We start from the raw sequence: 10,286 nt of genomic DNA on the forward strand, positions 1-10,286 counted from the left end.
CTAGTGTTCAAGCTGCACTAGTATGGTATAGTTCACGCATGACTGCGGTTTTTTCGCTTTTCCTGTTTCATTTTACCGACAACGCGCTATCATTGTTCCACGGCAGCAGTTGATTCGTCGACGTCAGATCCTCGCCAGCTGCTGAAATTTCCGAGGCCGTTCTCGAGTCTGCACCTCTAACTTTCGATAGGAGCCACTGATGTTCATCACCACGAAATCTCTCCGCGCCGCGGCGGTCGCCTGCACTGCAGTCGCTGCCCTCTTTATCGGTAGCACCGCTGTTGCCGATGACATGAAGGAGTCTTACTGGTACGCAGCTGGCAGCAAGAACTTCCCGGATGGTCAGCTGTGGGCCACCAGCTACGGCGAGTGCTGGCAGAGCGCCTACCCGGATGGTCCGACCAACCTGCCGCCTTGCGAGCAGGAGGTGGTGGTTCCCGCCGAGATCACCGTGAAGCTGCTGTTTGAATTCGACAAGTACCAGGTTCCAGAGACCGTGGTGAATCGTCAGGAGCTGGCTGTGATCGATGATTACATCGCCAAGGTCCAGGGCACCCCTGTCGAAGAGTACGTGACCATCGTCGGTCACACCGACGCCAAGGGCTCGGACGCCTATAACATGGCGCTCGGCATGCGTCGTGCTGATGCGGTCCGTGACTACTTCATCGCTGAGGGCTACCCCGCTCGCCTGCTCGCCCCTGCCGAGAGCCTGGGCAAGCGCGATCTGCTGCCGCAGTACAGCCCGTTCTCGGTCGAGCAGCGCCGCGTTGTGATTACCAAGATCGACCAGTAAGTCATCGACGCGAGGGCCAGTTTTCGTCTACAGGCGTTCGTCCAAAGGCGTTCGTCTACAGGCGCTCGTCGACAACGGTTATCGACCGCGCCCCGCTGACGCTGCCCTCGGCGGAGACCTGATTAACCGGCTAGCGTTACGCTAGCCGGTTTTTGTCTTTCAGACACCCTATCCCTGACACCGTGAAGGCTCTCAGTACCCCACTCATTGCGCTCGTCGCTCTCTGCGCGACACTGATCTTCGCCCATGCAGCCTTCGCAGGATTTGCAACCGGTATTGCGGGACAGGACTCTGGAGCCACCGTTTACTCGGACTATTGGGGCCCAGAGCGTGAGTTCGGCGACTGCTGGGAAGATCCCGACAGTAAGCGTCTACCAGAATGCGGCACACGCGTCCCTGAGGAGATCACCGTCAAGCTCCTGTTCGAGTTTGACCGCTACGTGGTGCCGGATACCGTCGTCAATCGCTGGGTGCTGGCCACCATCGACAGCTACATCGACAAGGTCAAGCGCTCGCCGGCCCAAGAGTATGTGACCATCGTCGGCCATACCGATGCCAAAGGCTCGGATACCTACAACATGGCCCTGGGCATGCGGCGTGCCACTGCGGTTCGAAACTACTTCATCGCGCAAGGCTACCCCGAGTCACTGCTCGCTCCAGCCGAAAGCCGCGGAAAGCGCGAGCTGCTTCCCCAATACAGCCCATTCTCGGTTGAGCAACGCCGGGTGGTCATTACCAAGATCGATCAGTAGTCGATCGCGAACGCAAATGCGTAGACTAGGCAGCGGCCAAGTTGATATCCGCCGAGCTGGCCGGCAACCGTTGCTCAGCCGCCCCGCCCGTCCTCTTGATACGGAGCACCGCTCGTGATCGCTGTGACATTCAAACGACTGATCCTCATACCCGCCTTCGTCTTGCTCGCCGTTGGGGCCCAGTTTCTCAACGCGTCATCCTTTGGTCACGGCGGCAGCGCCGGCAGCCAGACTTGGACCACGAGCTACGCCGAGTGCTGGCAGGACCCAAGAACACAATCCAATCTGCCGCCCTGTAAGGGCAATGCCGTGCCGGACCAGCTAACCTTGAAGCTGCTCTTCGAGTTCGACAAGTATGTTGTTCCGGAGACCGTGGTAAACCGCGAAGTGCTCAGAGAGATCGACAACTACATCAGCCAGGTCAAGCGCTCGCCAGCGCAAGAACGGGTCACGATCGTTGGTCATACCGATGCCAAGGGCTCAGAGAGCTACAACATGGCCTTGGGGATGCGCCGCGCCAATGCCGTACGCGATTATTTCATCGCCCAGGGTTACCCTGAGAACCTGCTCGCTCCGGCGCAAAGCCGAGGCGAGCAGGATCTGCTCTCAAACTACAGCCCCGATTCGGTTGAGCAACGCCGGGTGGTCATTACCAAGATCGATCGCTAGAGTCCGGATGCGGCCCGAGTAGAGCAGTCGCTTAGCGCTCGGCCGGCATGGCGTAGTGGCCAGCATTGAACAGGGCTGCGATTAGCCTGCTAGCGCTGGGATTCGCCAGCCAGGGGCTCACATCATCAAGCTCTAGCCGGTGATGATTCGCCAAATAGGACAACAGCGGTAAGAGCGGAGCTGGCAACCGATACTGCTGTCCATTGGCAAACAGCGCAGCCTGCTTGCCACCATCGGTTGGCCGAGTGAATAGCAAGCGCGAGCGCCCATCGCGCTCGAAGTGCCCAGCCTCTTGCAGGCTTGAGATCACCTGAGCCTCAGGCCAAGGCGGCTCATACGGCACCAGCTCCAGATTGAGCTTTGGCTCGGTCAGCCAGCTGCCGAGCCAGGCGGCAAAATCATCGGGGGCCGCCCTTGCAACGCCGGACTCAATCGCGGCTCGGAGACTGAGAAGGGTCTGCTGATCAAGCTCGGCAGCATCGGCTGGAGGAGCAGACCGCTGGTCTCGCCAACGCCCCTGTGGCGTGAATCGATCAGCGATCTGTGCCAGCCAATCATCAGCCAGCTCGCGCCAAGCCGGGGCTCGAAAGCCAACCGACCAGGTCTGGCACGGCCCCTCTGCAACCCCCCAATGCGGCACGCCAGGCGGTAGATAGAGGATGTCTCCGGGCGCAAGCAGCCACTCTTGGTCAGCCTGAAACTGTTTCAGGATACGCAGCTCGAGATCCGGGATCAGCTCCAGCGGCGCCTCGGGATCAAGCCCGATACGCCAGCGCCGATGCCCCTCAGCCTGGATCAGGAAGACGTCGTAGTCATCGACATGCGGGCCAACTGAGCTCTGATCCTCAGCGTAGCTGACCATGAGATCGTCGATCCGCCAACGGGGCAGAAAATCGAATCGATCCAGCAAGACCCCGAGCTCGGGGAGCTGCTTGTCGACATCCTGCACCAGCAAGGTCCAATGACTCGGAGGCAAAACGGCAAAGCGCCGAGCGTCGAATGGCCCGTGCTGAACCTGCCACTGGCCCTGCTCAGCGCGCTCCAGGATGATCCGTGCCTCGACATCCGGCTCACAGGCCAGGCCGGCCAGCTCATCAGCGGGCAGAGGGTTCTCGAATCCGGGTAGGGCTTGGCGCATGAGCAAGGGGCGGCGCTGCCAGTAGCGCGCGAGGAAGCCCTCCGTATCCAAGCCGTCGGGAAACTGCAGCCGAGGGAATTCAGGTAGCGCGCTCATGGGTTGGAGACAGCCTCAGCACAGTGCTCAGTGCGATCCGAGCCGCCGCCACGTCGTGAGCGGCTTGCCAGCAGGCCACCAGCGGCAATCAGTAGGGTACCAATGACCAGGGTAAGGGTCATCGGCTCATCCCAGAACAGCCAGCCATAGCCGGCACCGAAGACCACGGAGAAATAGCCAAAGGCACCCATGCGCGAGGCTGGCGCCAGGGCGAGACCTCGCGTCAGGGCCAACTGGCCCAGGGTCGCGGCAATCCCGATGCCGAGCAGCCAGAGCAGCGCGACCGGCGTCGGCGTCTGCCAGTCCCAAGCGAGCGGGAGCGCCGAGATCGAGCCACCGATGAGTGCGAAATAGAACACGATCCGTCCGGTCGGCTCGCTTTGCGAGAGCCGGCGGACCGTGACCTTGGCTACCGCTGCCAACACCCCACCCAGCAGCCCGATCAAGGCCACTGGCGAAACCCCTGCCCAATGTTGGCTCGGATCGGGCTCCAAGATCAGGATGACACCGGCAAAGCCGATCCCAAGCGCCAGCCAAAGCAAAGCGGTGACCCGCTCATGCAGCCAGGCCATGGCGATCAACGGGATGAAGATTGGCGCGGTGAGCTTCAGCAACATGGCCTCGGCCAAGGGCAGCTCAGCGATCGCATAATAGAAACAATACATCGCGGTGACGCCAGCTGCCGCGCGCAATAGATGCAAGCCAGGGACGCGGGTCTTCACATCGCCAATGCCATGGCGCAACAGCCAGGGCGCGACAAGCATCAGACCGATGAGGTTGCGACCGAATACAATCATCGCATTCGGCAATTCATCCGAGACAACACGGATACCAACGCCCATCGACGCAAAGCAGAATTCACCGAGGACGATGAAGGCCGCACCGAGCAGCAAGTGCTGGGGCCGGGTATCAAACAATAGCGTTCCCGGTGCTCATGAGTCGCGCGGATCAGATCGCCTTCGCCTGCTCCGCAGCGTTACCGATATAGCCTGCAGGAGTCAGTGCCCGCAGCTCGGCCTTGGCCGCATCCGGGATATCAAGGGTCTCGACGAAGGTCGCCAGCGCATCCGGGCCGATGCGCTGACCGCGCGTCAGCGCCTTGAGCGTCTCATAGGGCTGCTCGACCCCATAGCGGCGCATCACCGTCTGGATGGGCTCGGCCAGCACCTCCCAGTTGGCATCGAGGTCAGCCGCCAGGCGCTCGCCATCGGCGTCGAGCTTGCCAACGCCCTTGAGGGCCGAATCGAGCGCGATCAATGTATGCGCGATCGCCACGCCGAGATTCCGCAGCACCGTCGAATCGGTCAGATCGCGCTGCCAGCGCGAGATCGGCAGCTTGGCGGACAGATGATCGAAGAGCGCATTGGCAATGCCGAGATTGCCCTCGGCATTCTCGAAGTCAATCGGGTTGACCTTGTGCGGCATGGTCGAGGAGCCGACCTCGCCCTCGACGGTGCGCTGCTTGAAGTAGCCGAGCGCGATGTAGCCCCAGAGGTCGCGGCAGCCGTCGATCAGTATGGTGTTGAAGCGGCCGATGGCATCGAATAGCTCCGCCATGCCGTCATGCGGCTCGATCTGGATGGTATAGGGATTCCAGCCCAAACCCAGTGACTCAACGAACTGCTGCGCAAAATCGGGCCAGTGCAGCTCCGGGTAGGCGACCAGATGGGCATTGTAGTTACCGACGGCCCCGTTGATCTTTCCGAGCAGCACAACGGCGGCGACCGAGTCCCGCTGACGCCGCAGCCGGTGCACCAGGTTGGCGATCTCCTTGCCGAGCGTGGTCGGCGAGGCCGGCTGGCCATGGGTGCGCGAGAGCATCGCCAGCTCGGCATGGCAGTGCGCGAGGGTTCGCAGGGCCTCGATCAGCGCATCCATGCGCGGCAGCAGCACGTGATCACGCCCATCCTTGAGCATGAGCCCATGGGCCAGATTATTGATGTCCTCGGAGGTGCAGGCGAAGTGGATGAACTCCGCGATCGCCGACAGCTCGGCATGATCGGCGATGCGCTCCTTCAGGAAATACTCGACCGCCTTGACGTCGTGATTGGTGGTGCGCTCGATGGCCTTGATGCGCGCGGCGTCCTCGACCGACAACTCGCCGCCAATCGCGTCCAGCCGCTGTTGGGCAGCGTTGGACAGTGCCGGTACCTCCGCGATCTCAGGGCAATCGGCCAGCGCCTTCAACCAGGCGATCTCAACCACGACCCGATGCCGGATCAGCCCAAACTCGCTGAAGATCGAGCGCAGGTCAGCGGTCTTGTTGCCATAGCGGCCGTCGATCGGCGAGATGGCGGTGAGGGAAGATAACTCCATTAAAGCATTGCTCATGATCGGAAGTAAAAACGGCCATTGGCCAAGTCGGGCTCACCGACTCGCAACCTGGTCGCAGGCTCGGGGCTTGTCGGCTCGATGCGTCTTGCCGTGGAAGGCTCGTCAATTGGATTAGGCGACATCTTGCAGCTGATTCACCAGATCCCGTCCGGCCGTCGCCGGGGGAAGGGCCTTACCGTCTTCGCGGTAGAGCTGCACGATTTCCTCAACGACCTCACACAATTGCTCGAAAACGGCCACCTCGTCATCACCATGACAGCCACCGAGCATGAGGCCTGGACAGCTGCCAACGTAACACTGGTCTTCCTCCGACCATTCCACGACCTTGGCGTATTGATCACTGTCTTTCATCGTGTGACTCCGCAATGGCCTTCTCAACCGCTCGCACCAGATATCGCCTGGCATCGTCTCCTGGCTTGCCTGAGACCGTCACCGGCTTGGCTAGATTCGGGTGGACAAAATTGCGATGGCTCCCTTTGCCACCCCGATCAACAAAACCGGCTTGCTCCAATCTGGCGATCAGCTCCCGGACCTTTGGCGGCATGAGTCGCCGAACGGTCTCGGCTCAACCTGCCGCCAGACGCCGCAGCACATAGTGCAGGATGCCGCCGTTGCGGTAGTAATCGGCCTCGTTCGGGGTGTCGATGCGGACCTGGGCCTGGAAGCGGACCTCGCTGCCGTTGGCATGGGTCGCGGTCACCTCGACCTGCTTGGCGTTGCCGTCATCCAGATCGCCGATGCTAAACAGCTCGGTGCCGGTCAGGCCCAGCGACTTGGCGCTCTCGCCCGGCGGGAACTGCAGCGGCAGGATGCCCATGCAGACCAGATTCGTCCGATGGATGCGCTCGTAGCTCTCAGCGATCACTGCGCGCACGCCGAGCAGGCGAGGTCCCTTCGCAGCCCAATCGCGCGAAGAGCCTGAGCCATATTCCTTACCGGCAATGACAATGACCGGCACGCCCTCGGCCTGATAGCGCATGGCCGCGTCGTAGATCGATTCTTGATCGCCGGACGGCTGATGGACGGTCACCCCACCCTCGGTCCCAGGCGCCATCCGGTTGCGCAAGCGGATATTGGCGAAGGTGCCGCGCATCATCACCTGATGATTGCCACGACGCGATCCATAGGAGTTGAAATCCGTTGGCGTCACGCCCTGCTCGATCAGGTAGCGGCCGGCCGGGCTGTCGGCCTTGATACTGCCGGCCGGCGAGATGTGATCCGTGGTCACCGAATCGCCGAGCACAGCCAGACAGCGCGCGTCGCGGATCGGCTGCACCGGCTCCGGCTGCATCTGGATGCCCTGGAAGTAGGGCGGCTCTTGGATGTAGGTCGAGCTGGGGTCCCAATCGAAGACCTTGCCGGCCGGTGCATCCAGCTCCTGCCAGTGCGCGTCCCCGGCGAAGACATCGGCATAGGTCGAACGAAAGTCGTCTTGGCCGAGGAAGCTCGAGACGGTATCGGCCACCTCGGCCTGGGTCGGCCAGATGTCGCGCATGAACACCGGATTGCCCTGTGCATCGTCGGCGATCGGGTCGTTGTAGGGATCAAAGCCCATGCGGCCGGCGAGCGCGTAGACCACCACCAACGGCGGCGAGGCGAGATAATTCATCCGCACCTCCGGATGCACCCGGCCCTCGAAGTTGCGGTTGCCAGACAGCACCGAGGCGACGGTCAGATCGCCGTCGCTGATCGCCTTCGAGACCTCCGGGCGCAGCGGGCCCGAATTGCCGATGCAGGTGGTGCAGCCATAGCCAACGACATGAAAGCCGAGCTGTTTGAGGGGGGCCATCAGCCCGGCCGCCTCGAGATAGCGGGTCACCACCATCGAGCCCGGCCCGAGCGAGGTCTTGACCCAAGCCGGCACCTTCAAGCCGCGCTCGACCGCCTTCTTGGCGACCAGCCCAGCGCCGAGCATCACGGTCGGGTTCGAGGTATTGGTGCAAGAGGTAATGGCCGCGATCACCACCGCACCATCGCCGATGGCAACGGGCTCGCCATCGATGTCAGTGCTCACGACCGGGCGCTCATCGACCCCGCGCTCGGCGTTCAAGGTCTTCAGCGCCCCGGCGAAGCCGGCCTTGACCTCGGTCAGCGGCACCCGATCCTGCGGCCGCTTGGGACCCGCCAGGCTCGGCACGATGCTGCCGATATCGAGCTCTCGGGTCTCGCTGCAATCGGCCGCGACGGTGCCGTCGGCGTCGAACATCCCCTGCGCCTTCGCATAGGCCTCGACCAGCGCGACCTGCTCATCGCTGCGGCCAGTCAGGCGCAGGAAGTCGAGCGTCTCGTCGTCGATCGGGAACAGCCCGCAGGTGGCGCCGTACTCGGGCGCCATGTTGGCGATGGTGGTGCGGTCGCCCATCGGCAGGCTCTTCACCGCCGGACCGTAGAACTCGACCAGTTTGCCGACCACCCCATGCTGGCGAAGCACCTCGACGATGGTCAACACCAGATCGGTTGCAGTCGCGCCTTCCGGCAACCGTCCACTGAGCTTCACGCCGACCACCTGCGGGATCAGCATCGAGACCGGCTGACCCAGCATCGACGCCTCGGCCTCGATACCGCCAACGCCCCAACCAAGCACGCCGACGCCATTGATCATCGTGGTATGTGAATCGGTGCCGACCAGCGTATCCGGATAGGCCTGAAGCACGCCGTTGACCTCGCGCCCAAAGACGACGCGTGCCAAATACTCCACGTTGACCTGATGCACGATACCGGTATCCGGCGGCACCACCTTGAAGTCGTCGAAGGCCTGCTGGCCCCACTTCAGGAAACGATAACGCTCCCGATTACGCGAGAACTCGAGATCGGCATTGCGCTTCAGCGCGTCATCGGAGCCATAGGCATCGACCTGCACCGAGTGGTCGATGACCAGCTCGGCCGGCTGCAGCGGATTGATCCGGTCCGGGTCGCCACCGAGCGCGCTCATCGCGTCGCGCATCGCCGCCAAATCGACCACCGCCGGCACCCCGGTAAAGTCCTGCATCAGCACCCGTGCCGGGCGGTACTGGATCTCCCGATCCGGCTCCGCCTTCGGGTCCCAGTTGGCAAGCGCCTCGATATCGGAACGCTTGACGGTGACGCCATCCTCATGTCGCAACAGATTCTCGAGCAGGATCTTGAGCGAGAACGGCAGCCTTGCGCTGTTGGGGACCGCATCGACGCGGAAGATCTCGTAGGCTTTGCCAGCGGCGTCGAGACGGGCCTTGGACTTAAAGCTGTCGTGCATGGGAGGGCTCCGGAGATTGGGCTGACTGCAGAATGAAGATGATTCTAGCGACGCGCCGGCAGAATGACACCTCTATGACCACCCTGACTGATTTGAATCCGGTGCGGTCAGATGCGCAGTGGAGCCTGCCGCACGCGACCTGCAGGCCGCATCCACTCAGGCGTGGCCGGGCTGTCGAGCTGCGTCTAGGTGGCTCAGCTGGGCTGATGCATGTTCGCAGCTGGACTCAGGTAGGCACGCGCCGCATCGAGCAATTTGCGCCGGCCGAGTAGGATCTGCATCCGCCGGCCGCCGCACTGGCGCCACAGCATTGCCGAGCGAATCCCTGCCAGCAGCAAGGCGCGGATGCGCTCCTGATTCTCCTCGTTCTGCAGATAGAGCGGATTGCCACGCACGATGATGCGCGGCTCAAGCTTACTGATGGTCGCCGAGTAGAGGCTGGCGAAGCGGGCGATGACCTCACGGTCGATCAAGGGCGCATCCCCGCGCGCCTCACGCGCCGCCTCAATGCCGTCGCCGATCGCCGCCAGCATGTCGCCACGTCCAGCCAGAGAGCGCTCATGCTTGAGCAGTGTAATCACGTAGCGCGTCATCTCCATGTTGCGCTCGGGATGTCCGGTCAGCTGAGCGATGATCTGCCGCGCCCCGGTCGCCACCGCACCGGGCTCGCCGTACACCGCCGGCACATCCTCGGCATCGATCTGGAGCAGGCTGTATAGGCAAGGCTCCATCTGGTCGATGTCAACGCTGCCGCGGTTGGCAATGCGCTGCACGCAATGAGCCGCCTGGTGCAGTCCGGCCAGCGCGATGATGCGGTCTTGGTCGCTATAGGGCATGGATACTCGTTCCCGAAAATGTCGACCTGCGGCCATCAGCAATCACACAACCACCCAAGCATTCATCGCGCTGATAGAACACCGCCGATTGGCCTGGGGTGATTGCGCGCTGGGGCACGTCGAATCGAACCTGGCAAAACCTATTATCGTAACCGACGATGGTACAGCGCTGCAGCGGTTGCCGATGCCGCAACCGACAAAAACACTGGATGGGCGCCGCTGCCGGTGCCTGCCCGCTGACCCAATGCAGCTGCTCCCCGCTCAGCTGCGAGGCGTAGAGCAGTGGATGATCGCCGCCCTGCACCACGATCAGCGCGTTGCGCTCGACGTCTTTAAAGGCGACGAACCAGGGCGCCTCCTCACGCGCAGCGACCCCGCCGATACCGAGTCCCTGACGCTGCCCAATCGTGTACCAGGCGAGCCCGCGATGCTCGCC

General features: G+C 62.6%; 11 protein-coding genes. 3 read left to right on the forward strand and 8 right to left on the reverse strand.

What is annotated here, in order from left to right; translation table 11 throughout:
* The first annotated feature begins 199 nt into the window (after positions 1-199).
* The 3 genes from ACY693_RS08600 to ACY693_RS08610 all read left to right on the forward strand — a co-directional run bounded on the left by ACY693_RS08600 (position 200) and on the right by ACY693_RS08610 (position 2,214).
* A complete protein-coding gene (locus ACY693_RS08600) occupies positions 200-793 on the forward strand; it encodes an OmpA family protein (protein WP_462321416.1) in 594 nt (197 codons plus the stop codon).
* Between the two features lie 182 nt (positions 794-975).
* Positions 976-1,545 (forward strand): OmpA family protein, encoded by a 570-nt coding sequence (locus ACY693_RS08605; protein WP_462321417.1) that lies wholly within the window; start codon positions 976-978, stop codon positions 1,543-1,545.
* A gap of 114 nt (positions 1,546-1,659) precedes the next feature.
* Positions 1,660-2,214 carry an OmpA family protein gene (locus ACY693_RS08610; RefSeq protein ID WP_462321418.1) on the forward strand — a complete coding sequence of 185 codons (555 nt, stop codon included), beginning with the start codon at positions 1,660-1,662 and terminating at the stop codon, positions 2,212-2,214.
* A gap of 31 nt (positions 2,215-2,245) precedes the next feature.
* Here the strand turns inward: ACY693_RS08610 and ACY693_RS08615 are convergent, their stop codons facing one another.
* From ACY693_RS08615 to ACY693_RS08650, 8 genes are all read right to left on the reverse strand, one after another.
* Complete coding sequence (locus ACY693_RS08615; protein ID WP_462321419.1) at positions 2,246-3,448, reverse strand: JmjC domain-containing protein; 1,203 nt, start codon at positions 3,446-3,448, stop codon at positions 2,246-2,248.
* Complete coding sequence (locus ACY693_RS08620) at positions 3,445-4,365, reverse strand: DMT family transporter (RefSeq protein ID WP_462321420.1); 921 nt, start codon at positions 4,363-4,365, stop codon at positions 3,445-3,447. Before ACY693_RS08620 ends, ACY693_RS08615 begins: the two co-directional genes overlap by 4 nt.
* Before the next feature lie 31 nt (positions 4,366-4,396).
* A complete protein-coding gene (gene purB, locus ACY693_RS08625) occupies positions 4,397-5,764 on the reverse strand; it encodes an adenylosuccinate lyase (RefSeq protein WP_462321421.1) in 1,368 nt (455 codons plus the stop codon).
* A gap of 129 nt (positions 5,765-5,893) precedes the next feature.
* Positions 5,894-6,133 carry a hypothetical protein gene (locus tag ACY693_RS08630; RefSeq protein ID WP_462321422.1) on the reverse strand — a complete coding sequence of 80 codons (240 nt, stop codon included), beginning with the start codon at positions 6,131-6,133 and terminating at the stop codon, positions 5,894-5,896.
* Positions 6,120-6,326, reverse strand: a complete 207-nt coding sequence (locus tag ACY693_RS08635; RefSeq protein WP_462321423.1) for a type II toxin-antitoxin system HicA family toxin — start codon at positions 6,324-6,326, stop codon at positions 6,120-6,122. Before ACY693_RS08635 ends, ACY693_RS08630 begins: the two co-directional genes overlap by 14 nt.
* A 21-nt stretch (positions 6,327-6,347) precedes the next feature.
* Positions 6,348-9,014 carry an aconitate hydratase AcnA gene (gene acnA / locus ACY693_RS08640; RefSeq protein ID WP_462321424.1) on the reverse strand — a complete coding sequence of 889 codons (2,667 nt, stop codon included), beginning with the start codon at positions 9,012-9,014 and terminating at the stop codon, positions 6,348-6,350.
* Between the two features lie 194 nt (positions 9,015-9,208).
* Positions 9,209-9,850 (reverse strand): high frequency lysogenization protein HflD, encoded by a 642-nt coding sequence (gene hflD, locus ACY693_RS08645; protein ID WP_462321425.1) that lies wholly within the window; start codon positions 9,848-9,850, stop codon positions 9,209-9,211.
* A partial coding sequence (locus ACY693_RS08650; protein WP_462321426.1) for an aminomethyltransferase beta-barrel domain-containing protein occupies positions 9,840-10,286 on the reverse strand: 447 nt, incomplete at its 5' end. The genes hflD and ACY693_RS08650, both read right to left, overlap by 11 nt.

It is taken from the genome of Halochromatium sp., from assembly GCF_054919635.1.